The sequence below is a fragment of the Streptomyces sp. TRD_SC_5 genome, from assembly GCF_056836825.1.
Window position 1 is genome coordinate 312,393 of sequence record NZ_JBWZZS010000002.1, and the last position, 22,499, is coordinate 334,891.

23 protein-coding genes are annotated in these 22,499 nt (G+C 66.8%); 16 read left to right on the plus strand and 7 right to left on the minus strand.

The window, feature by feature from the left end; translation table 11 throughout:
* The first annotated feature begins 58 nt into the window (after nucleotides 1-58).
* The 7 genes from AC1P0E_RS33620 (at nucleotide 59) to AC1P0E_RS33650 (ending at nucleotide 7,077) form a co-directional block, all read left to right on the plus strand.
* A complete protein-coding gene (locus AC1P0E_RS33620) occupies nucleotides 59-1,114 on the plus strand; it encodes a C40 family peptidase (protein WP_482746259.1) in 1,056 nt (351 codons plus the stop codon).
* Nucleotide 1,115: 1 nt separating this feature from the next.
* The gene (locus tag AC1P0E_RS33625) at nucleotides 1,116-1,391 is read left to right on the plus strand and encodes a hypothetical protein (RefSeq protein ID WP_482746260.1); all 276 of its coding nucleotides are present in this window, start codon (nucleotides 1,116-1,118) and stop codon (nucleotides 1,389-1,391) included.
* A gap of 5 nt (nucleotides 1,392-1,396) precedes the next feature.
* Complete coding sequence (locus AC1P0E_RS33630) at nucleotides 1,397-2,716, plus strand: hypothetical protein (RefSeq protein ID WP_482746261.1); 1,320 nt, start codon at nucleotides 1,397-1,399, stop codon at nucleotides 2,714-2,716.
* 125 nt (nucleotides 2,717-2,841) lie between these two features.
* Nucleotides 2,842-3,942, plus strand: a complete 1,101-nt coding sequence (locus tag AC1P0E_RS33635; RefSeq protein ID WP_482746262.1) for a hypothetical protein — start codon at nucleotides 2,842-2,844, stop codon at nucleotides 3,940-3,942.
* Nucleotides 3,942-6,104: a hypothetical protein gene (locus tag AC1P0E_RS33640; RefSeq protein WP_482746263.1), complete on the plus strand. Its 2,163-nt coding sequence runs from the start codon at nucleotides 3,942-3,944 to the stop codon at nucleotides 6,102-6,104. The genes AC1P0E_RS33635 and AC1P0E_RS33640 overlap by 1 nt, the downstream gene beginning before the upstream one ends.
* A 241-nt stretch (nucleotides 6,105-6,345) precedes the next feature.
* Nucleotides 6,346-6,753 (plus strand): Pycsar system effector family protein, encoded by a 408-nt coding sequence (locus AC1P0E_RS33645; RefSeq protein ID WP_482746264.1) that lies wholly within the window; start codon nucleotides 6,346-6,348, stop codon nucleotides 6,751-6,753.
* Between the two features lie 90 nt (nucleotides 6,754-6,843).
* The gene (locus tag AC1P0E_RS33650; protein ID WP_482746265.1) at nucleotides 6,844-7,077 is read left to right on the plus strand and encodes a hypothetical protein; all 234 of its coding nucleotides are present in this window, start codon (nucleotides 6,844-6,846) and stop codon (nucleotides 7,075-7,077) included.
* Between the two features lie 32 nt (nucleotides 7,078-7,109).
* Here AC1P0E_RS33650 and AC1P0E_RS33655 read toward each other — a convergent pair whose 3' ends face one another.
* Nucleotides 7,110-7,247 carry a hypothetical protein gene (locus AC1P0E_RS33655; protein ID WP_482746266.1) on the minus strand — a complete coding sequence of 46 codons (138 nt, stop codon included), beginning with the start codon at nucleotides 7,245-7,247 and terminating at the stop codon, nucleotides 7,110-7,112.
* Nucleotides 7,248-7,272: 25 nt separating this feature from the next.
* Between AC1P0E_RS33655 and AC1P0E_RS33660 the strand changes: the two genes are divergently transcribed.
* Together AC1P0E_RS33660 and AC1P0E_RS33665 are read left to right on the plus strand one after the other, a co-directional pair.
* On the plus strand, nucleotides 7,273-7,566 hold the full coding sequence (locus AC1P0E_RS33660) for a hypothetical protein (RefSeq protein WP_482746267.1): 294 nt from the start codon (nucleotides 7,273-7,275) through the stop codon (nucleotides 7,564-7,566).
* 224 nt (nucleotides 7,567-7,790) lie between these two features.
* Nucleotides 7,791-8,417, plus strand: coding sequence for a hypothetical protein (locus AC1P0E_RS33665; RefSeq protein ID WP_482746268.1), 627 nt, complete (start codon nucleotides 7,791-7,793; stop codon nucleotides 8,415-8,417).
* 110 nt (nucleotides 8,418-8,527) lie between these two features.
* On the opposite strand, the gene AC1P0E_RS33670 is transcribed toward AC1P0E_RS33665, so the two are convergent.
* Together AC1P0E_RS33670 and AC1P0E_RS33675 are read right to left on the minus strand one after the other, a co-directional pair.
* The gene (locus AC1P0E_RS33670) at nucleotides 8,528-9,178 is read right to left on the minus strand and encodes a nucleotidyltransferase domain-containing protein (RefSeq protein ID WP_482746269.1); all 651 of its coding nucleotides are present in this window, start codon (nucleotides 9,176-9,178) and stop codon (nucleotides 8,528-8,530) included.
* Nucleotides 9,175-9,615, minus strand: coding sequence for a glycine-rich domain-containing protein (locus AC1P0E_RS33675; protein ID WP_482746270.1), 441 nt, complete (start codon nucleotides 9,613-9,615; stop codon nucleotides 9,175-9,177). The genes AC1P0E_RS33670 and AC1P0E_RS33675 overlap by 4 nt, the downstream gene beginning before the upstream one ends.
* 624 nt (nucleotides 9,616-10,239) lie before the next feature.
* Between AC1P0E_RS33675 and AC1P0E_RS33680 the strand changes: the two genes are divergently transcribed.
* The 4 genes from AC1P0E_RS33680 (at nucleotide 10,240) to AC1P0E_RS33695 (ending at nucleotide 12,286) form a co-directional block, all read left to right on the plus strand.
* Entirely contained in the window at nucleotides 10,240-10,905 is a 666-nt protein-coding gene (locus AC1P0E_RS33680; RefSeq protein WP_482746271.1) for a GGDEF domain-containing protein, read from the plus strand.
* A gap of 530 nt (nucleotides 10,906-11,435) precedes the next feature.
* Nucleotides 11,436-11,711: a hypothetical protein gene (locus AC1P0E_RS33685; protein ID WP_482746272.1), complete on the plus strand. Its 276-nt coding sequence runs from the start codon at nucleotides 11,436-11,438 to the stop codon at nucleotides 11,709-11,711.
* Entirely contained in the window at nucleotides 11,708-11,953 is a 246-nt protein-coding gene (locus AC1P0E_RS33690; protein WP_482746273.1) for a type II toxin-antitoxin system RelE family toxin, read from the plus strand. Before AC1P0E_RS33685 ends, AC1P0E_RS33690 begins: the two co-directional genes overlap by 4 nt.
* Nucleotides 11,954-12,094: 141 nt before the next feature.
* Nucleotides 12,095-12,286: a hypothetical protein gene (locus AC1P0E_RS33695; RefSeq protein WP_482746274.1), complete on the plus strand. Its 192-nt coding sequence runs from the start codon at nucleotides 12,095-12,097 to the stop codon at nucleotides 12,284-12,286.
* Nucleotides 12,287-12,492: 206 nt separating this feature from the next.
* On the opposite strand, the gene AC1P0E_RS33700 is transcribed toward AC1P0E_RS33695, so the two are convergent.
* From AC1P0E_RS33700 to AC1P0E_RS33710, 3 genes are all read right to left on the minus strand, one after another.
* A complete protein-coding gene (locus AC1P0E_RS33700) occupies nucleotides 12,493-14,463 on the minus strand; it encodes a hypothetical protein (RefSeq protein ID WP_482746275.1) in 1,971 nt (656 codons plus the stop codon).
* Nucleotides 14,464-14,739: 276 nt separating this feature from the next.
* Nucleotides 14,740-15,897, minus strand: coding sequence for a ParB/RepB/Spo0J family partition protein (locus tag AC1P0E_RS33705; RefSeq protein WP_482746276.1), 1,158 nt, complete (start codon nucleotides 15,895-15,897; stop codon nucleotides 14,740-14,742).
* A complete protein-coding gene (locus tag AC1P0E_RS33710; protein ID WP_482746277.1) occupies nucleotides 15,894-17,048 on the minus strand; it encodes a ParA family protein in 1,155 nt (384 codons plus the stop codon). Before AC1P0E_RS33710 ends, AC1P0E_RS33705 begins: the two co-directional genes overlap by 4 nt.
* 293 nt (nucleotides 17,049-17,341) lie before the next feature.
* On the opposite strand from AC1P0E_RS33710, the gene AC1P0E_RS33715 reads away from it, so the two are divergent.
* On the plus strand, nucleotides 17,342-18,874 hold the full coding sequence (locus tag AC1P0E_RS33715) for a restriction endonuclease (RefSeq protein ID WP_482746278.1): 1,533 nt from the start codon (nucleotides 17,342-17,344) through the stop codon (nucleotides 18,872-18,874).
* Nucleotides 18,875-19,043: 169 nt separating this feature from the next.
* Here AC1P0E_RS33715 and AC1P0E_RS33720 read toward each other — a convergent pair whose 3' ends face one another.
* Complete coding sequence (locus AC1P0E_RS33720) at nucleotides 19,044-19,871, minus strand: hypothetical protein (RefSeq protein ID WP_482746279.1); 828 nt, start codon at nucleotides 19,869-19,871, stop codon at nucleotides 19,044-19,046.
* A 373-nt stretch (nucleotides 19,872-20,244) separates the two neighbouring features.
* On the opposite strand from AC1P0E_RS33720, the gene AC1P0E_RS33725 reads away from it, so the two are divergent.
* Nucleotides 20,245-21,276 (plus strand): hypothetical protein, encoded by a 1,032-nt coding sequence (locus tag AC1P0E_RS33725; protein WP_482746280.1) that lies wholly within the window; start codon nucleotides 20,245-20,247, stop codon nucleotides 21,274-21,276.
* Nucleotides 21,277-21,343: 67 nt separating this feature from the next.
* Nucleotides 21,344-22,360, plus strand: coding sequence for an ATP-dependent DNA ligase (locus AC1P0E_RS33730; protein WP_482746281.1), 1,017 nt, complete (start codon nucleotides 21,344-21,346; stop codon nucleotides 22,358-22,360).
* Nucleotides 22,361-22,499: the final 139 nt, after the last annotated feature.

Sequence of the window (22,499 nt, forward strand, 5' to 3'; positions counted from 1 at the left end):
GTCCGGCGGATGCCCGGCGGACACCGGCAGATCCCCGGCAGACCTCTGGCAGATACAGATGACGGTCCTGACCTGCGAAAACAACAAAAGAACCCAGGAAGGAGAGGAAACGCTCTTGAGGCCCTCTGCAGCGGTCACGATCGGGATAGGAGCGACCGCGGCCGTCGTCGTGGCCGCGCTCGTGCAGGCCGCCGGCGACGACCCCATAGGAACGGGGCTCAGCCTGGCTGTCCCCAGCGAATACCGGGCGCTGATTGAGGAGGCAGGGAACACCTGCCCCGAGGTCAGTTCGGACCTTCTCGCCGCGCTCCTCACACAGGAATCCAATATGGACCCGACCGCTACTTCGCCGGTCGGTGCGCAGGGCATCGCACAGTTCATGCCGTCCACGTGGGAGACCCACGGAATCGACGGTAATGGCGACGGTAAGCGTGATCCTGAGAACCCCGAGGACGCGATCCCTTCATCGGCGAAATACTTGTGCACCCTTTCCGAGGACGTCAAAGATGTTCCCGGAAACAAACAGCACAACATGATCGCCGCCTACAACGCCGGAAGCGGAGCCGTCACGAAGTACGGAGGCATCCCCCCGTATAAAGAGACGCAGAATTACGTCCGGCTCATCACCGCAGCACTCGCCAACAAGCCCTCGGGTGGCGGGAAAACCCCAACCACGGGACAGGCCGCAAAAGCAGTCAACGCGGCGAAAGGCGAGATCGGCGCCCCGTATTCGTGGGGCGGAGGCAACGCGAGCGGCAAGAGTACGGGAAGCTGCTGCTCACCTCGAGGCCGCTCCGGTGCAAACATCGAGGGCTTCGACTGCTCCGGGCTCACGCTCTACGCCTACGCGAAGGCCGGAATTTCCCTGCCCCGCACGGCAGCGCAGCAATATGCCACGTCAAAGCCCGTCAAGCCGGGAGACGTTCGCGCCGGAGATCTCGTTTTCTACGGAACCAGTGCCACGAACATTCACCACGTCGGTATTTACGTCGGCGGCGGCTGGATGATCGACGCCCCCCGGCCCGGCACCAAAGTCCGCTATTCCCCTCTGGACTCCATGACCGACCTGTTCGGCGTCGCACGCCCCATGCACACCAACAATGAGGAGATCTGACATGCCCAAGTTCATCACCCTCGCAGAGGGCAAAGACCTGAGTGTCGGCTTCAAGGACTTCTTCGACACGATCGGGCTGACCGGTGGCGGTCTGGTCACCAAGGGCATCGCCGCGGTGATCGCGGTGATCGCGGTGCGAATGCTGCTCCAGCTGTCGAACGACCCGAAGGGTGCGCTGCGCAAGGGCAGCCTGGCGGTGGGCACCCTGTTCGTCGCCGTCATCCTCGCGCTGTACGGCGGGACCCTGTTCTCGACCGTGACCTCGGCCAAGGGCTGAGCCGGATGCCGGACAAGGATAAGGACCCGTGTGACCTCCTGGAGGGCACGCCGGCCTACGACTACTGCGCCGGGGACGGGTCCTCGAGGGAGCCTCCCGGCGGTGATGGGGACGGCGGCGTTGGGCTCACCGACGGTGCCTCCGACCACGTCAAAGACCTCGCCGAATACCTGATCGAGAAGATCAACGGGCTCGTCGCACCGAACGACGCGTGGGCACCGGAGAAAGCCGACAGCGGGCTATACCAGCCGTTCTTGTGGCTCGGTGAGCATCTCGCTGTGGCGATCTTCGTGTGCGTGATCGTCGTGTGCGCCCTGACCGCATGGCAGGGCACACCCCGGCTGAAACAGATGGGTGCCTCAACCGGGTGGACTCTGGTGGCTGTCGCCGGCATGGCCTCCGTTCCGGGGGCCGTGACGATGCTGAACACGGCTGTGAGCGCCGGATTCACGGCCGCGTTCGACAGCGACGAAGGCACTCTCTTCGGTGCGATTAAGAAAGATCTGGAGCATGGAGCGGATGCTGGTAACCCACTGGGCACTCTGGTGATCATCGCTGCGCTGGTGGTCGCCCTGGCGTTCGCCTCGCTGGTGTTCATGACGCGTCAGCTCGGGATCTTGGTGTTCGTGTGCATGGCTCCTCTGGTGCTGGCATCCCTGGCACGCGGGGGCGACATGACGGCCGTGAAGCGGTGGGCGCAGCGGCTGCTGGGGTTGATGTTCGCTCCGTTCGCGCTGCTGCTGGTCGGCCCGTTCGTGAAGCCATTCGGCGGCGCGCTGGTCATGGACGCTGTTCTGCTGATCTTCGCGGACGCACTGATGCTGCGGATGATCTTCCATGGGGTTCCGTACTTCGGGCCCAAGATCGCCGGTGCTGCGCGGGGGCTGGTGGAGCGCAACACCACCAACCCGCTGGCGCGGGCGGTCGTGCGAGCGGGTTCGCCGGACGTCTACGAGCAGGAGACCACCCCGCGCGGGCCCCGCACCGTGGACACCCCTGGTCGCGCTGCGTCCCAGGACCGCGGTGTGCTGTTCGCCGCCTACGGCATCAAGCAGCAGCAGCGGCCGGGACGGCTGACCACCGCGTCCATGTCCGAGAAGATCGGCCGGGATACGGCCCGTACCGCCCAGCTCACCCAGGCCCGCCGGCAGGCGCGGGCCTCCGGCCAGCCCCAGGCACCCGGCACACAGCCCCAGGCTGCCAACCGCCGTGCCCAGGGGCCGAATCCGAGCCCGGCGCCGAACCGCCCGGCCCCCGGCCCGGCCCCGGCACCGAACCCGCGGCCGACGCCCAACCGGCCGCCCAGCGGGCCGACCACCCCGTAAGAAGCCGACTGTTCCTGGCCCCGGTCCTCGCTGTCGCGCTGTGCGGCGGTAGCGAGGACCGGGGCCAGGCGGTTGGTCCGCCCGGCCGGGATCCCGGCCGACCCGTACTTGAAGGAGGCTTTGTCGTGTACTCCCTGACGCCCGGATATCGCGTCCCCGCTCTGCAGCGTGGACTCAGCCCTGCCGAGACCCTGCTGACCAAAGCGAATGCCGGGCTCGGGGGCGCCGTGCTGATGTCGGCGATCTTGACCCCGCCGCCCATCTGGACGTTCGGCGCAGTTGGTGCGGCTGCCGCACTGCTCAACCTGGCGCCCGGCCCCCGCTCGATCGCACGGTGGGCCACTGTCGGCTACCGGCATCTACGGGAGCGCACGGTGCCCCGCACCATGACCAGTGCACCCGGTACGACCAGGACGTGGCTGCTCTACCCCGACCACGGCACCATGCACGACCCGCGCCGCCGGGCCGGTTTTCACGAGGCGTTCGCTCGCGCGCTGACGTTCGCAGGCGGCCAGGCGCGAGGCTCGGGTATTCAGGTTCAGGTCACCCACCATGCGACGAGGGGCGAGTACACCGCCCACACACAGACGGTTTCCGTGCATATCCCCCGGGGCCTGGTCGGCTCCCCCGACCGGGTCCTCGACACCATCGAGGGGGAGTTCGAGGCCCTGGGCGTCCTGATGCCGGTGGAAGCGGAGCCGGTGCCACTGGTGACCGAGCGCGGGCCGGGCTGGGTCGCGCTCGAGGACGGCCGGTACGCGGCCACCGCACGGATCACGCGCTGGCCCGATGAGACGGAAGGGGACCTCATGCGGCTGCTGATCCTGGGCGATCCGAGGAGCAAGGCACCCAAAGAGTTCCCGCCGGAAAGGTCTCTGGCCGTCCTGTACCGGCCGCTGACGGCAGGCCAGTCCCGCCGGTCAGTCAAATGGTCGGACGCCGCTTCCGCGGCGTACACCACGGACAAGGTCAAGCAGGAAGCGCAGGCGCACGCCAGCAGCACCCGGCGTGACGCACTCGTCCAGGGCGACAACTTGGTGGACGTGGACGCCTACCTCACGGTGTGGGGCGACAGCCCTCAGGCTGTCACCGAGTCCCGATGGACGACGTCCGTCGCGTCCGACCGGCACCGGATCAACCTCGACTGGCTCACCGGCCAGCAGCACCGCGCGCACGTGATGACCAGCCCGCATGGAGCTTCCACCAGGAAAGGGGCGGTGCTCTGATGATCCGTCTGCCCTCCACCCACGCCGCGATCACCGCACCCCTGGTCGCGTCCTCCACCAGTTTCCCCGGGATCCTGATCGGGCGCTCCTGCCTGGACGGACGGCCGTTTCACCTCTCGCCCGTCCTGACCGATACGGCGATCCTGCCGTCCACGAACAGCCTTGGGATGGGAGGTCTCGGCTCGGGCAAATCGACGACCGGCAAGACACGCGCGCACCGGGAAATCCGCGACCACGACGATCAGTACGTCGTCATCGACTCCTTCGGGGAGGATGACGCGGCCGGCGAGTGGTCGCCGCTGACCCGCAACGTGGGCGGCCTGGTCATCGATGCCAGCCAGTTCACACTCAACCCGTGCTCGACGCTGTTCCCGCCTCAGGTGCGCGAGCAGCTGATCCGCTCGCTGATCCTCGCCGTCGAACCCGCAGCGCTCACCCCCCAGTCCACCCACGCATTGCAGCACGCCCTCAACCACCCCAAGGCCACCAGCCTGCCGGGGCTGGTCGGTGCCTTGGTACGTCCCGAGGACGGCCGGTGGCCCGCGGGGAAGATCGAAGGATGGGGCGAGGGTGCGGCACTGGCTCTGTCCCGCTACACCGAAGGATCGCTGCGCGGCCTGTTCGACGGCCAGGACACCAACCTGCCTCCCACCGACCTGCCGATGCTCTCCTTCGACTTCTCCCGCCTCGACCGCAACAGCCCCGCCATCCCCTCCCTCATGGCCGCGGTGTCGTGCTGGGCGGAGCATGTGTGGCTGCGCCAGTCCACCGCCCTCCACAAACACCTCGTCCTGGAAGAGGCGTGGCAGATCCTGCAGTCCCCCGCCACGGCCGGTCTCATTCAGCGACTGCTGAAAAACTCCCGGAAGCTGGGGCTGTCGCTCGATGCGCTGATGCACACGCTGTCCGACCTGGGCACCGGTGCGGCGCAAGACCTGGCCCGGTTGTGCGAGGTCTTCCACATCGGGCGCCTCGGTCCGGAAGAAGCCGCCATTGTCGGTGGGCTGCTGGGACTGCCGCAATGGGCCATCGACGAGATTCCCAACCTGGGCCAGGGAGAGGCCGTCTGGAAGGTCGGCCCGCACTTTGTGGACATCATCGCGACCAAGCTCAACGGCGAGGAAGCCAGGCTCACCGATACCTCATCGAGGCGACGCAAGGCACAGGAAGCCGCAGGCGCCGTCGCCGTCGAAGCAACCACGGAGACAGCTGCGACGGAGCCTGACGAGAGCAGCGACTACGACGACGATCACAGCGAAAATCTACCGGCCCCCGTCGAACAGGACCTCAGCGACGGTGCTGGGGTCTGGGACTGGGAGATGCCTCCGAACGTCGTCGACACCCGGCACCAAGACGCCCTGCAAGCCGCGAGAGAAGGCCGGTGTTCCGAGGCCGCCGACCTTGCTTCCCTTGGTGAGCGCGAGGACATCACCGCCCATGGGATCAACTCCGACCAGGCGGCGTCGTGGTTGTCGACCCGGGCCCGGGTCGCGGAACTCTGCGGAAGCCCTGACCAGGCAGTCCGGTTGCGCGCTACCGTCACGCGTATGGGCAAAGACGTCGAATGGTGGAGCGAAACGGCCGACGCCGACACGACACCGACATGGCACCAAGGGCCCAAGCCGTCCACCGACGTACCGGAAACAGTGCCCAACGACGCGCCGGCCCCATCGACGCGTCGACGCACCTGGCTCTGCATCTCCGCCGTCACGACCCTGGCCCTCGCCACCGCAGTTGTATGGCAGAACGCCGAAACGGACCAACGCAGCGAGGAACGCACGACGAAGGCCGCAGCGTACAAAGGCAGGTCAGGAGCAGCACTCGACATCGACAGTGTCAACGCCGATGTCGTCGCTCACTGGACCAAGGACAAGCGCGTCATCGTGGAACTGCGCGCACCCTTCGAACCGAATGCGAAGTATCTCCGGCTCGACGCTGACGGTAAGAAAGCCGTCAGCCAGCCGGAATCCGGACGGTACGCCCATGCTCCTGAAATCGTGCTGCCAGTGAGTGATCCTCTCGCTGACGTGACCGTCCGGATAGCGGTCGGCGGAAAGACCTGGAAGGAAGGCTCCCGAGCAACATCCAAAACGGTCCGCCTGTCCCCCACCGGAATCGCCTACGACGCAGAGACCGGGAAGAAACTGCCCTCCTACCTCTGAGTCTCCACAGCGTGTTGCGCTACCCGTCCCGTACAGAAGAGGGCCCGCAGAGCGGGCCCTCTTCTGCGTCCGGTTGTCCTGCCCCGCCTCCGGCCTCGCCCTATGTGGCGTCCGGCGGCGGACCAGGCCCACCGGCCCGCGCTACCGATACGCCCTTCCCATTCCCTTGCCTTCAAGGAGCAGCCACCGTGGAACCGAACACCCTCACCGACACGGGCACGGAGCGGAACCTGGACAGCGCTTGCGCCTCGGTCGCCAAGAGATAGCCAGGACCGACAGCAAGGCGTCGCTCTTACTCGCCTTCAGCGGCGCGGCCTTGGCCGGCCTCGCCAGCGCCGCCGATGCGCAGCTGCCGCTCGTCACGAAAGGCTTCGGTGCCCTGGCCGGTTTGGCCCTGGGCGTGGCGGCCGTGCTGCTGCTCCTGGTGGTCCGGCCCCGTCTGGGCGGATCGGATCGTGCGTCGTTCCCGTACTGGGCGCAGCTGGACCAGGACGAGATCCGCGCCTCGATGACCGGTGACAGCCGTGCCGCCCGGGTCCAGGTGCTGTCGGGCATCGCGCTGCGCAAGTACACCAGGCTGCGGCACGCGGTCGACACGATCCTCGCCGCGCTCGCTCTGCTCACCGCCGCGGCCGCCGGCGCCCTGTAAAGCCGCCAGTCCCACCACATCCACAACCGGCCGCACACTCCGATCCCATGGAGTGGGCGGCCGGACTCGTATCCAAGTCATGGAGTTCTGTTGGCGAAGTCGCCTGCCGTGATCGGCATCCTCACCGCGCCCACGCCCGCCAGCTGGTGGCGGCGCAACCGGCACATCGTGTTCCTCTGCGTCGGGCTGTTCCTCGGCTACCAGCTGTGCGGCACCAGCGAAGCCGCCCACGCCCCCGGACGGACCGACCCGGCGCCGTCCCGCACCGCCACCGAGACGGTGCGGCCGCTGCTGCCACCCGACCCGAAGGAGACGCCCCGATGACCGACGTCGCTGCCAGCCCCACTTCTGCCGGGTTATCGCCGGCCCCCGTCATCGCCCTGCACCAGCAGATGCGCTCCCTGGACTTGCCGCAGCCGTACGCGCGTGGCGACAAGGCCGCCCGCCACGCCGCCGTCCAGGCCGACGCCGTCCTTGCCTGGTTGTTCCCCCACACCCTCTACGCCGTCGTCAGCGGTCGTGGCCCTCGGCTCCACCGACGGAAGCCGCGGATGGTGGCTGCACTACAGCCTCACCCAGGTCGGCCACGACGAGGATGGCGACATGGTCCACACGATCACCCTGATCGCACCGTGCGCCTGCGGCACCTACATCGATGTCGAACTGCCCGACCAGGACGCACTTGTCGTCATCCTCGACGAACTCGACACCGCTCCAGGTCACCCGGTGCCGTGCGACTGGCGACTGCGGATCCGCCGTACCTCGATTGAGGATCGACGCCACACCAGCGTCCTGGACGAACCGCCCTTCTGAAGCGCAGCGCTTGGCTGACACCAGCACAGGCGCGACACGCGAATGGGGCGTGCCCGCGAGCCTCCCCAGGCTACGAGCACGCCCCGCTCCTCTGCCCCTGCAAGGGAGGCACCTCCATGATCCCACCGCGCCCCCCGCCGCCGGACAGGCCGACCCCGCCCCACGCTGCCCGGGCCCCGCTACCCGCTCCCGCCCCGCCGACTGCCCGGCCCCTGGGGCAAGTGATGGGCGGCCAGGACGAGGACCTGGTCGACGCCGACCCGCACGCCCCAACCGAACTCGGCGTCACCGACGACGGCCACGGCATCTGCGGACCCTGCGCAGCCACAGAAAGGGAGCAGGCAGACCAACTGCACCAGTGTCTGACCGACGACACCATGCCCATCGACGTGCGCACGGCCGGCGAGCTCACGCTCCTGTTCGGGCTCCAGCCCACCAAGCTGCTCGAACTCACAGTGCACGACCTCGTCGACGACGAAACAGCCGCAACCCTCGACCTCGACGGCCAGCGGATTCCACTGCCTCCCAAGGTCGCCCGGCTGGTCCGCGCACTACGCGACCTATGCCAAGAACGCTGGCAGCTCAACCAGACGGCCAGCACCACCCCATGGTTGTTCCCTGGACAGGAGCCCGCGCGCCCTCTCGGCGCCACCTACCTCAGCCTGAAACTCCGGCAGCACGGAATCACACCCCGTGTCGGCCGCAACAGCGCCCGCCTCGCCCTGGCCGCCGACCTGCCGGCATCGGTCCTCGCCGATTTCACCGCGACCAGCATCAGCAACGCCACCCGATGGTCCGGATACGCCAGACGCGACTGGTTCGACTACATCGCCACCCGCAAGCAGAACTGAAGTGGTGGTCTCGCTGGCCCATAGCTCGCCGCCTTTGGGAAAGGTCAGACCGGCGAGCAGGAGTGAGGCCGTCATGTCGCGTCACCGCATCGTCGGCGAAGGCGCAAAGCCTACGAATGAGAGCTGCATGTGGGACGCATCCTGGAGCCACTGTTGCCACAAGCCGCCGGGGCCGAGGAATCGGACAGCCTGGTCGCCTTTGAGATTCGGGTCGACGAACAGGAGAGCGCTTCGCGTAGAAGTCGCGCATCATGCGCGTCCTTCTCGACCCTGAAATCTTTGAATTCCGATGGCGTGCTCAATTTCATGTCGTATATGACTCCCGCATCCAAAACCATCGCCGAAATCCCCATGAGACTGGCGCTGGGTCGAGGTGTAAATAGTTCGTTAGGCCAGCACTTCGACGACCATGATCCCTCGATGTGCATTTTGTGTTGGGTGACATCAGCAACTAGCGGCAGGATCGTAATCCTTTCCCATTTTCGAAGAAGGACAGGCCAGTCCCCTGGCTCATCGGTGTGAAACGTCCTCATGCCCAATTTCACGAGTTCGTGTGTCACGAGGGGGATGTGCTCCATCTTAACGACATAATCCAAGTCGGAATGAGGGCGTGTCCAAGTGCCGGCATGGAAATCGACCGCCCAACCGCCAGCGAGCCACGCAACCGTGTTCACCCTCGCACAGGCTCTTTCGACTTCGTCTATTATGTCGAGTTGTGTGCGCGCGCGTTCGCCAAGGGCGCCCCAATCAGCGATGTTCATCGATGCAGTCCATGTAGAGATGTGCAACAGCGTGCACACTCGCCATAAAAGGGCTCTTCAAACTCCGTCTCTATGAGGTGCCTTGTCTCTTCGTAGGCTGCCACCAATTGTTCCTTCGTTCGCCCGTTCCATTCGCCTTCGCGTTGCGCTTGCGTTCGACTGAAGGGTGAGTGATGCAGGAATCGACCGAAGATTTGGTCACAATCTGCGGCGTATTTCTCGGTCTGTAGTACGTGCTCGTGCCAGTACTGGTCGATGTCGCGTGAGGGGACTTGACCCTCACCGTAGGCCCCAATGGTGTAGAGGAATTTTCTGTAGTCGTTTTCCATTCGTTCCGCTTCGACAGATGTGAAACCACCTTCAGTGACGAACTCTCGAATAGGCGCCAGATCTAGCGACTCGATACGCGCCCAGAGATCGGGCTGGCTAATGCTCATGATTGAACTCCATGTGGTGGCCTCGAAGCCTTGGCGCTCCGCCCATGCGGTCTCTTGGGGCGGCACGCAGAACGGGAAAATACGCGTTTGCATCCGTGACCTTCGCGACGCCGATCGAGGTCGCGATTAACGTCCCATGGAAGCCTCTCTTGGGACCTCCCCTCCTTCAGAAGATCACCCCTGTGGAGGCCAGGCAACTGGAAGGGCGTTCGGGCAGGAACGATCGACGACGAATCGGAGTTTCGGCGTCGTCCCCCGCGCCACCCTGGCCGTGGTCGCTGCAGCCCGACGGTGTGCGCGGCCGCGACCAGGGCCGCTCGGCGTCCGCCATGGTGGCCCCGAACTGCGCCGTTCCCCATGCCGGCGACTCATGTGTCGTAGGGATACGACCGTCACGGAACAAGTGCTCTCCGCCAATACCGACCTCGATTGACAGCTGCTTGGAGTGTCACGACGGCACCCCGGCCGACCCGTCCAGCTACATCGCTCCCCCGCCGGCACGACACCAGCTGGCCGCCTGAACCCGCACAGCGCAATGCCCGGAACAGCCGTCTTCCGTTGCCCACGTACGCCGGCTGTTCCGGGCTTCCCATCCCGTAGCAAGTACGAGAGGAAGCCCCCAGTATGACCAGCCCCGCCTTACCGAGGAAGAACTTCCACATCACCGCGGCCGCCGTGCCGCTGGCCGGATGGACCGCCCACACCGTCGTCCTCCACCGGCGTCTGGCCGCAGCCCAGCGCGACTTGCTGACCGGCACCCTGCGCCGCGAGCCCTTCCTTACGCGGGCGCAGCGCATCCTCGAGCGACACCTGCACGACACGGTTCTGATCCTCGCGGACGCCGATCACTTCAAAGCCCTCAACGACACCTTCGGGCACGCCGCCGGCGACACCGCCCTCGCCGCGATCGGCACCCGGCTCACCGAATGGGTGGGCAAGCGTGGCACGGTCGGCAGGCTCGGAGGCGACGAGTTCGCCGCCGTCACTCGAATCCGGCCCCGGCACCAGGCCCTGCGCCTGGAGCACCTCGCCCGCCTGCTTGCCCAGCCGGTCACCTACGACGGCGAGCAGCTGCCCCTCGCGGTGTCGGCAGGATTTGCGACCCCGGACACGGTCGGCTCGCACGACTTGGCCGTGCTGATGCGCGCGGCCGATGCGGCGATGTACGAGGGCAAGCGGAAGGGCGTCGTCGTCCAGGCGCGCCCTCACCACGCACAGGCGCGCAGTGTCAACGGCCGCCGCGAAGGCCGGCCCGGGACCCACGCCCGTCCGACCAGCGCCGCAGCATGACCCCGGCCCGGCAACCGCACCCACCCGTCACGGGCTCGGGGCAGCGGTTGCTCGTCTGGCGCGACAGCTGCCACTTCAACCGGTGGGAAGACGCGTCGTGTGTTCTGTGCGACCGGCCCACCCCGCTGCGCTCCCACAAGGGGGAGGCGGTGCGCAAGGTCTGCGCCGAAGACTGGAAGCCGCCCATCCGACCGAGGTGCGGTTCGTCTCCGACGCTGAGCCCAAGCCCCGCAAGAAGCGCGATCACGCCTGAACACAGCAATGCCCCGGGGCGGGCTGTTCCGTCACCAGCAAGTCGCCAGCCAGCCATCCCCGGGGCACCCACAGCCTGCCCGAGTAAGGACACCCCATGCAATCGCCCCTCGATCTGCCCCTCGGCCCCGAGTACGCCGGCCAGGTCCGCCGACGACCCCACCCCCGAAGTCATCATCGGCGACACCCTCGACGCCAAGGCACCCTGACCGACTCCGTTGCGCTCCGCCCGCACGGCGGGGCGGCGTACCGTGGCCACAAGAGCTAAGGAGGCACTCGTGGACGCCACTCTCAAGACGGTCATCGGCGGCACCCTGGTGGAGCTGCCCGGCACTATCGCCACCATCCGCGCCACCATGCCCCCCGGCCAGGCTGAGGCGTTCGACCGCGAGATCGAGCACGTCCCCGCCGCCGACCTCCCCGCCGCCCTCGTGCGCTGGGCCTTGGCCGGCACCACTGCCGACAAAGAAGACGACGCCCTCTTCGAGCGCCTCGCCCGCGGCGAGGACATCGGCGCGGTTCCCGCCGACACCGACCGGCCGGAGGTGGCGTGAGCCGCTACCGCATCCAATACGCACCACCCGCAGACCAAGCCCGCAACGCCATGGAACCGGCGCTGCGGGCTCGTTTCGACACCGCCATGCAACGCCTCGCGACGGACCCGTACGCACAGGGATCCGCCCCCGTAAAGGACGACGCGGACCGGCGTGAAGCGGTCGTGGCGGGGGTCGTTATCCGCTACTACGTCAGCCCGCCGATCCTGACCGTCACTGTCGTCCGCGTCGTCTACATCTAATACGCGGCCCAGAAGAGCCCCGTCCTCCCCTGGCAGGGGAGGACGGGGCTCTTTTTTGCTCAATGAGCTTCTTACCGACCTGTGCGCCTGTGGAGGGCGCCGTCGCGCGAGCTACTCCTCTTCCAACCTCTTCTTGAAATCATGGTCCTCGATCCGCTGTTTCACTTCGCCCGCGTACGCAGCAGCCCGGCGATGCTCATGCGCGCTGCTGCGGTCCTGGCCGAGGCGCTGTTTGAGGTCGGTCACCAGGTGGGGAACGAACTCATCTGGGCCGAATGTGCTCCCCGCGATCTCGGCATACTCCAAGAGATGGAGTACGGCATGCAGCTCTGATGACCGAATAGGTAGATCGAAAATCTGATCGTCGGTAGACGACGGAGAGGGCTGGCTGCCCGTCCGTGTTGACTGCGGTCAACACGAAGTCGTTCTTGGCTGCAGAGCAGGCCCGTCCTGGTCTTGTCTGGGCTCTTTTCTCGTGCGGCTGAGACGCCGGGTTACGGAAGGGGGGTGAACCTTGGCGCTGAGTGAACGACGCGTCGCTACACCGGGTCGTATGGGAAAGAGGCGCTCCCCCACACGGCGAGTCGGTCCGTCAAAGCAGCGGTGCGGGAGTCCACATCGTCACCCAAGCGGGCTGACCGAATAGCTGCGGTGAGGGAATCCGTGAGATCGGCGTCACCGACGTCACGGGCGAGACTCCGCAGCGCGCGGAGCCGCGGGATGCTCCGGGTCTCGTCTTTCAGGTAGGCGGCTGCCACCTGACGGGCGGCCCAGCAGCGGACGACATCCTCCCCGATGCACGGTTCTCCGTTATGAGTCCATATCCGCTGAAGGCGTGCCATTGCGATCCCGTATGTGTCTCCGTCAGGATCTTGGGCGTTAACGAAGGGCTTCAGCAGGGCGGTCGGCCCACTCAGGACGTGTCGGCCGTCAGGGCGAGTGGCATCCAGGGTGAGCGTGGAGATTCCGTCTGGGACGAGCGCAGCGATTCCAGCGATCAGAACGGTCAGCTGAGCAGAGGAGGGTGCGGAGAGATGAACGGTCCACGAGTCCGGTTGCTCGTCCAAGGTGACCGCGGAGCATCCCATCGCCGTGAGTGCGGCACTGAGCAGGCTGCCCGGTGTGATCCCCATGGCACGGTAGCCATCGGCGCGGGTCACTGACACTCCAAGTTGGCTGAGTGCATGCATCAAGCCGACCAGGCAGCCCGTGGCGCTTTCACACCCCGTGAGGACTTCATCGATGAGTTCCTCCCACCCGAGGAACATGGCGCCACTCTTAATGTCTGTCGTAACTCCGTCTTCTTGGTACCGCACCAGTCCGTGAGAGTGAGCGTTGCGCAGGTCTAGGTTGAATCCGGTGAGCAGCGGCTCCAGGTCTTCGTGGCCGCGGGCGCTGCGCAGTAGCCCGGTAGCGTCGTCCTGGCGCAGCTTTTCGTAGGGCCGAGTCTTGCGTCCCGTGCCGGCGAACAGTGCGATGGCAACCAGTTGGCCTGGTCCTTCGACCAAGCTCGACGCAATGGTGACGATTGAACGGGCTGCCTGGCGGGATATGCCGCTACCGATAGCGTGTGCTGCTTGAGCTGAAGCATCGAAGGTGTCGAGCAATGCGGCTTCGAGGTCAGCCACGAAGTGTGGGCTTGATGCCATGGCGGATAGCAACTGAGGGTTCTGAGCGAAGAGCCGGTAGCTGTCAACGACGACCTGGCGGAAACGGCTTCTGTCTCCATACGTGCAGACTGCTGCATCCTGCAGAGCGAAGTGGAGGCCGACGCCATGCCCAGGGCCAGATGCTGCACCCGTCGCGTCAATCAATTCGACCTCCGCTCGCGCGCTTAGGTCGACCAAGTCAGCAGCCCCAAAGCGACTCATAGACTCCTGTAGCAAAACCACCACTTGGTCTTCCAAGCGTTCTGAGCCGATCAGAGCAGTTAACAGGTCCATCGCCACGCCGTACTGCTTCAGACAGACCTCAGCTGCATCCAAATGCTGTAGAGCCGTCGTGGCGTGGCGCTGAGCCTCCAGAGGTACGGAAGCACTCAGTGCTCTCAAGTAGGCGCGAGCCATCTCGACGAGACACCCCGCGAGCTCACGGGCTGTGTCCACTACTGCAATGCACGGCCGGCGCCGAGGTGCTGACGCCGTCAGCGCTACGTCAGCGACCAGTTCCTGGACAGCCGCTCGCAGGAGGGCTTCAGCCCCAGGCACCGCCTCGCTGACGGCGCGTACTGCTGAAAGAAATGCGGAGAGCCACGCCTCGAACCGTGACAGAAGTTGCGCCATCTCCAGGTGGCCGAAGGACCCGACGTATTGCGTCACTTCGGCGCTGTCCAGCAACGTAGCCACTGCATCGGCCGCAGAGCGACGGTTCATGGCACGCTGATCGACCTCCCACGAGGCCGGGCGCGACCCGCAGTCGGCGCAAACCTGACCGCGAAGACGGTCCACACCGCATTCCAGACAAGCGATGAGCTCGAATGACAGCCGGAAGCGGTGGCGCGAATCGGTCATGTACGGCTCCTCGGTTTCGGCCGCAAGCCGGCGCGGTGACGTGGCGGGGCGCCCATCATCGCGCCCATCACTGACATTCGGCAGCGAGATTCTCCCTGCTAGAGCTCCCGTGGTCCCGTCTTGTTGACCGCGGTCAACAAGACGGCTCTGGCGCCATCTCTGGCTGCTTGGTGATGTGGGCTGAACGGCGATAACCACAAAAGATGTGGCCGGGGTGGGGTGCGTTGACTGCGGTCAACACACCCCACCCCGGCCAAGGGGACAGAAGACGGGGGCCTACAGGTGGGCGTGAAGCTCGGACACGAGTTCTTCCAGAGCCGTGCTGCTCAAGGCTGAAGCGATGGCCTTGGCCTGTTCGGCGGGGCTGGCGCCGAGTTCCTCGAGCAGAGTCTTGGCGGAGTTGACTGCTTCCGTGTCTCGGTTCTTGGTCGGCTGAACCTGAGGCGGGACGTAGCTAACGTCCGGGGTCGGTCCGACGCTGGGGACTCTGCTCGGGCCGGTGGTGATGGCCACAGTGCCCTCTTCGCTCGGCTGGCCTTCCGGACGAGGCGCCGCGGAAGGCGTGTTGACCGCGGTCAACACCGGGGGGTCGGCTGAGGGCGCAGGCGGTGCCGCGTCCGTGTTGACCGCGGTCAACACGGATCCCTTCTTCGCAGCCTGCAGCAGGGCCCGTTCTTCCAGCCTGGACTGCGCTTCCTGCTCTCGTGCTGCTGCGAGGTGCTTCAGTAGCTGGGCTGAGTCGAGCTCCGGGTGCGCTTTCAAATAGCGGGCCAGCAGTCGGCCGTCCCGCTCCGGCAGCACACCAGAACTCAGCTGCTCCTGGATGTCCTCAGGCAGGGTGAGGAGCGCGAGCTGATTGGTCACCCACGCTTTCGACATGCCCAGTCGCTCAGCGGCACGGGTCCGGGCACCTGCCTCGTTGTCCTCGGAGCAGACAGCAACGAGGGCCTGAACACCACGGGCACGCTCAACGACGTCGAAGTCCTCACGGTCGAGGTTCTCCTTGAGCAGGAAGTTGATGAACTCTTCCCGGGAGGCCGCGAGGTCGTTGCGGACCACGAAGTCGAGAGCGTCCAGTCCCACGTGCTGGGCGCTGCGGTATCGGCGCTCTCCGTTGACGAGGACGAAGGCTGTGTCACCAATCTGCGTGGCGTGCTCAGGCCACAGCCCCACGTACGTCTCGCGGGAGATAGCGACGCACGCGGCAAGCTGCGCGGTACGCAGCTCCTCACCGAAGCGCGTCATCTCCTCATCAGTCCCGAAGTTTCGACGGGGATTAAGAGGAGTAGGGGCCACCTCGTTCAGGCGCAGGCGCACGAGCTCGTACGCCGGCACATCGCCTTGAGTGATGGCTTTGGCGCGACCCCGGGCGCTGCGGCCGCGCGGCACGTTACCGAAGGAGGAACCTGTGCCCAGCCGATCCGCGGCCTTCATCCGTTCACCGCCAGGGCGATCGTGCGCATGACCTCGGACTGCTCGCAGTCAGGAGCGGAAGTCAACAGCGGCTGCTTGAGACGGGCGGCTTCACGCTGCTCCTTGCGCTCTGGGATAACACCGAGGACCGGCGGCTCTCCGATGGCCTTCCAACTGTCGAGAGAAGAGGTGGCGATATAGCCCTTGCGGCTGTCGTACATGTTCACGATGAACCCGAGCTTGGAAATGTCGATGTCCAGGTCGGCGGTCAGGTCCTCGATCTGGTCGAAGAGCATGTCGTAGGCGTCTGCGGAGGAGTCCTCGGCCAGGACAGGGATCAGCACACCGGAGGAGTTGGGCTGTTCGCCGTCACGCGTGCGGCCGTAGTACAGCGCGGTGTCCATGGAGTAACCGAGGCTGGGTGGGCAGTCGATGACGATGTAGTCAAACTCTTTCTCCAGCGGCTCGAGCGCCTTCTCCAGGGCCGTCTCCTTGATCCGCACGTGCCGGGTGGTTGCCAGCTTGGCGTCCAGTAGAAAGGCGTCCTTGCAGCCGGGCAGCAAGAAGAGTCGGCCGCCGAAGCTTCCCTCCTCTATCGGGACGAGGAGGTCGCGCAATTTGCCCTTGCCCTCACCCAGCATGTGCTTGGCCAAGCTCGGGTCGTCGATGTCGAGCATCGGGTAACCGAGCTGCTTCGTCAGGTGGCACTGGGGGTCGAAGTCGATCAGAAGGACGCGCTGGCCAGCTTCCGCGAGTGCTTCAGCTACGCCGGCGGACGTTGCCGTTTTGCCGACGCCGCCCTTCTGATTCCCGAAAATCAGGCGCCGGGCGCCAGTCGTGCGGGAAATGCGGCGGGGGGAAGGGTGCGAGTCGAGCCACAAGCGGATCGACTGGGCGATGCCCTGGTTGAAGGCAATGCCGCGCGACTTGCAGTCCTCCTTGAACTCCCCGTACAGCCCAGTGGGAAGGTACGTGGCGAACGAAGCGCCGCCTGAGGTATCCACCTGCGCACGGGGCGACTCTTCGGTTCGCCAGGCGCGGACCCCTTCGGTGACGGCATCCTTAATGTCCACGCCCAACTCAGCTGCGCGGACCTTCAGTTCCTGCCGGAGCGCAGCAGGCAACTTTGCAACTACCTTTTCCCGGTCATCCGGGCTGTAGGGGGCGGTCATGGGAGGTACCTTACTCACCTTGTGTGTGATGGTAAGGCAACACCCCAGGGTCCCGGGGAAACGACCCGGCTGTCCGGTCTCGGTGAAGGCGGGCCAGTCTCGTTCAACCCGAACTATCTGCCCTCTGTGACTCGGGTTGACTGAGACACCGCAGGTCGTGAGGGCTTGGCGGGCCTCCGGGCGCACCCTGCCGGAGGATCACGCGACGACGGCCGGCGCGAACGTCGGCGCCCCAGCCAGGTCTAGGATTGCGGCACTTCACATGCGAGGGGGAGCACGTGCCGGATCCTGCAATGACCGGCGGTCAGGCATCCGCGTCTGGCCCGCTGCTCGGCGACCTGTTCCAGGTGATCGTCCCGCGCCCAATCAAACTCGCGGAAATCATCACGAGCCGGAGGGCGGAAGGTCACGTCCGCCTGCTGTGGCCCTGGGACCTGTTCATCGTCGATCCCGACCTCAGCGGCGATTCCGACTTCGACGATGGCCAGTGGCTGACCGATGCCCCACCTGCGAACCTCGTCCAGGCGGGCGACGTTCTCATGCCGCAGTTCTTCGGGCACCGCGGACCCAGACTGAGGTTCGTCGGACAGATCCGCATTCCCTCCGCAGTGACCCATGCCCTCCTGATCCTGCGCCCGGTCGTCACCATCGATCCCAGCCATCTCCGACTGATCACGGCGTTCCTGCGCTCCAGCCCTCAACTCCGCTCGCTGTGCACGACGCTTAAGGGCCACTTCAGGATCACGGCCAGCGCTCTGCGTAGCCTCCGGGTCCCCGGTTGGGACGACGCGCTGTCGGCGGCGCTCGGCGAACTGGACTCCGCCGGCAGTCAGATGGCCCGTTGGCACCAGGAGGCCGAAAGCCTCGCCGACAACGTCTTCGGGGACAGCGAGGACCAAGTGCAGGCGCGCCGCTCGATCATCCGCGCCGGCCAGCTGATCCGCCTTCGGGCCGATGCCGCCGCCCAGCTCGATGACCCTGGCTACATCGCCCGCACGCGCTTCCCCTACCCGCTGGCGCAGCGCTGGCGGGAGGTCGAGGCCCGAATGAGCACCGACGACCGGGACCGCGCCTACAAAGCCGTCCTCGACGCCGCCGAGGCCCTGCTCGGCTTCTGCGCGCTGCTCGTGGCCAGCCTCGCGCAGGAGGCTGGCATCAGCTCCAAAGCGCTCAGGAGCCTGAAGAACAAGATCTCCGCTCAGCCGGGCGGCCCGGCATTCGGCGACTGGACGCGGATACTCCAGCAAGCCGCGTCCGCGACCGGCACCGCCGGCCTGCACGCCGACCACCCCTTCCACGAACTCGCCGCCCTTCTGGTCGAGGGCTCCGACGCCGACCAGGCCGCCGCCCGCCTCGCGGGCCGGCGCAACAACCACGCCCATGGCCGCGCCAACGAGCCGCTGCCTTCCGCCGGTGCCCTTGCCGAAGCCTTCGCCGACCTGGCCCTGCTGTTCGAACGCGCCCGCTTCCTCGCCGACTGGTCGCTGCTCCACGTTACCTCGGTCAACTGGGACCGCCTGAGCGCCAACGAGACGGTCGGCTACCGCCGGCTCACAGGCGACCACCCCGTCGTCCCGACCGCGACCATGGTCGTCACCAGCGCCGACCGGATCGAGGCCGGCAGTCTCTACCTCGCTGACCGCGACCAGAACCTCCACCCGCTCCGCCCGTTCCTCACCTGCGAGATCTGCGAAGCCTGCAGCAGCTGGTCGATCTTCCACGCCGACAAAGAGACCGGGCAGCTGATCCAGCGCAGCCTGGAACACGGCCACAACTACCCCTACAGGGGCAATGAGGCGGCGCTGCGCGCGGTCGGCCTCCGATAGCCGACCCAGCGCGCGATACGCCGCAGTTGATGACGGCTTGGCAATCGTGCTGGCGGACAGAGCTGGTCCGCGTCGAGCGAGACCTTGGGGCGATGCGCGTCTCGCTATAGCTGGACCACCGCAGGTCAGGCCCTCCCAGTGGTCCACCTTCACTGAGACGGGACACCGGCTACCGCCGCGGTCTGAGAGCTAGAAGTGCGTCGTCCAGTCTGATGTCCCAACCGCTCCGGACCCTGACTGGCTTCGCCCCGTCAAGTCCAGCCAGAGGGTCGGTCAATGCGGACACGAGGTCTTCCTCAAAGGAGTAGGAACCCCATTCGAGCTCCCACCGTGTGCCGTTGCCCCACAGCCGACGTGAGGCTGTGCGGTTCACACGGGGCCGCTTGCGGTTGAATGGGTCGTCGATGAAGCTGCCCACTGCCCAGGCTCCTGCCGGATCCCTCAGGCAAAGACGTACGAACAGTCCGGCAAGAAGGGCCTCGGCGGCGGGAACGGCGATGGGCAGATCAGCGAGTGCCTCGCGCTCGGCGTCGTTCACGGGCGTGCTGGCGCGCCACATGCGCCGGTCCGGCACGCCGTAGCCCATGGAAGGGTCAGGACGTGTGCTGGTCTGCGCCGTGACCGACATGGAAGCTCCGGTCGGCAGGTGACGCAGCCGGTACGTATCACCGATCTGTTCTTCCAGGCGCAGCCCGGGCAACTTCCTTACGGCGTCCTCCCGGCCGGTGGGCACCAGCCAGCGGACGGCGTTGTACGGAGTTGCACACACGAGGGCCAACTGGTCGTTCTGCGGAGCCTCACCGGGCCACGCCTGACACAGGCCGTGGTTGAGCACACCAAGAGCCAGAAGGAAGCGCAGACGACGCTGCGCCAGCGTGCAGTGATCCAAGCCGATGCCGTGGGAGCCCCGGGCAATCCCGAGTGCTGCCGCGCCGGAACTTTCGCCGGTGTATCGCAGCCTCTGACTGGCGGCGAAACGGCGTGAGGATTGAGGCATGACGCGTCGTCCCTGAACTGCCCGGCCAGCAGACGGTCGCGCTCATCGCGATGGTGGATCTGACACTCGCGAAGCGGGTGCCCCACACCCTCTACACACGCCACACGTCACTCCGCTGAAAAAGGGCCCGATCGGGTGGTGTTCCGGAGCCCTTCGGCGCGCACGCACTTGGCTGTCCGAGCGCTGGACGATGCTGCTCGGCGGCCTTTCAGGTAGGCCATCGCCCGCAGGTACGCCGTCCGACCCGGCGCCGCCACATTCGCTGCGGACGTGAAGGAGCCAGGCTCCGCCCCGAGAACACCCAGCGCACCAGACCACGCTCGACACCAGCCTGTGCGCGCCGGGGTCGGACGGTGCGCGGATCGGGATGATGATGAGTCACGGAAGCGTCCTCACGCAGAAGGCCCGCTACCGCTCCCACTGCACTGGCAACAGCCACCAAGCCAGTCTCCAGCAGCTCAGGCCAGCAGTCAGCCACCACCCAGTACCGCACGCAGGCCCCGACCAGTCCCGCCTGGAGGCCGCAGTCTTCGAGCGTCTGGGCGGCACGATCGACTACTGCGCCCACCCCGCTGGCGTCGCACACGTCCGCCCAGCAACCGATCACCTGGCCGTAGCCGTTGACCCCAAGCTCGGGCCGAACCACCGGCTGCCCGAGCACTGCCTCGAAGCGCTCCTGCCCACCCAGTACTCCGGCGCCGACGAACAGGCAGAGGGGCCGGGCGGCATCGTGGGTGTCAGGCTCCGCGGAATCGACGCGGCCGGCCTCCATCTCGGACTCGCCGGAACCGATGCCCACGTCACCCTCACAGGACCGACACCGACGCAGTGGCGCTCGATCCTCGCCGACCACCGCGCCCGCTGCCGCAACGAGCACCTCGACCCGCTCTGGGACACACCCGAACTGACCCAGGCCGAGCTCGGCTACCTGGCGAAGGATTCCACCTGGTGGGAAGACCGAGCAGGGGCGGCATGGGTCGCCAGCGGCCTGCTGCGCCGAATTGCCCTCTTCCATACGGTGACAAAGCCGTACTGTGTCCGCTACTGGCAGCACGGCCTGGGCTGGAAGTTCGAACTGCGCTACGAGCACAGCGTCCCCGTCGACCACGACGCGGTCATCGAGCACCTCACCCACCCGAAATGGGGGATGGAGCTGGCGGTGAAGCGGGACTCCTGCGCCTGCAAGCCGTGTGACTGCGACGGGGGAGCAGAGCGCTCCTGCTGGTTCACCCTCGACCCGAAGGGCAACTGCGGCCAGGTCGTCATCCACTTCCGCCGGACCAGAGCCGGTTACGACGTCTCGGACGTGTACGAACGGCTGGTCGCAGCCGGGGCTGAACCGGCATGGCTTGAGCGGGCCCTGCCCGCCCATCATGGTCGTTCAGGCCAACCGTCTGCTGCCTGAGCCAGTCGGTCACCACCGCTGGCCGTCCCCGGTCGCGGAGCCACCGGGCACCCCGTAGACCGGATGTATGGTGCTTCGGCCGCCGGTAGAACCGATGCTGGCGCAGGCCCGCGACACGGTGCCCGCGCCGGGCGCGCTGCCCGGTGAGCTGCGCTTTCAGCCCAAGTTCGACGGCTACCGGGCGCTCGTCTTCACGCCCTGGCCACCGCCGGGTCCGCTGCTGGTGCAGTCCCGCCGGGGCAGCCTCATGCAGAGCCGCTTCCCGGAGCTCGTGGACGCGGCCGCCCACCTGCCCGACGGCCTGGTCCTCGATGGCGAGCTGATCGTGTGGGTGGAGGGCCAGATGTCGTTCGAGGCGCTCCAGCGGCGAGCCGTCTCCGGCGGCCGGACCGCCGCGCGGCTCGCCCAGGAGATGCCGGCGCACTTCATCGCCTTCGACCTCCTCCAGCTCGACGGGAAGGAGCTGCTGCACGTCCCGTACGGCGAGCGGCGCGCGCAGCTAGAGCAGCTGTTCACCGACCGCGGGCTGAATGCCCCGTGGACGCTCTGCCCCGAGACCACGGAGGTGGCGACGGCGCAGGAGTGGCTGACCTCTTGGACGCAGGTGCCCGGCGTCGAAGGACTGGTGATCCGGGGGAGCGGTCAGAGGTATCTGCCAGGAGCCCGCGCGCTCTACAAGGTGCGCCGCCGGGACACCACCGAGGCGGTGATCGGCGCGATCACCGGCACCATGCGCCGACCGCAGACGCTCGTGCTGGGCCGCCTCAACGAGGCCGGGGCGCTCCAGCCGGTCGGCCGCAGTACGCCGCTGCTGCCTGACGCGGCTCGCGACCTGGCTGAGTGGCTGACACCAGCGGGGCCCCGGCACCTGTGGGAGGGCGTACGGTTCACGACCTCCTGGGGGTCGCGGACGCCGCTCGACGTCGTGCTCGTCGAACCGGCGCTGGTCGCCGAGATCATGGTGGACACGGCGCAGGAGCGCGGATCATGGCGGCACCCGGTGCGCTTCGCCCGGCTCCGGCTGGACGTCGCCGTCACGGACGTCCCGCCCTTCGGCGCGGGCGCCGAGCCCTCCAGCGGCTGACCGCCCCCCCGCCGCTCCCGATACGGTCCGGGCAGCGTCACGGGCCGGTGAGGATGTCGTGCGTGCCGATCCTGCGCCAGACGACGTGCTGCACGCCCTGAACTATCTCGGGCCCGTACTGCCAAGTCGCCCGTCCGTT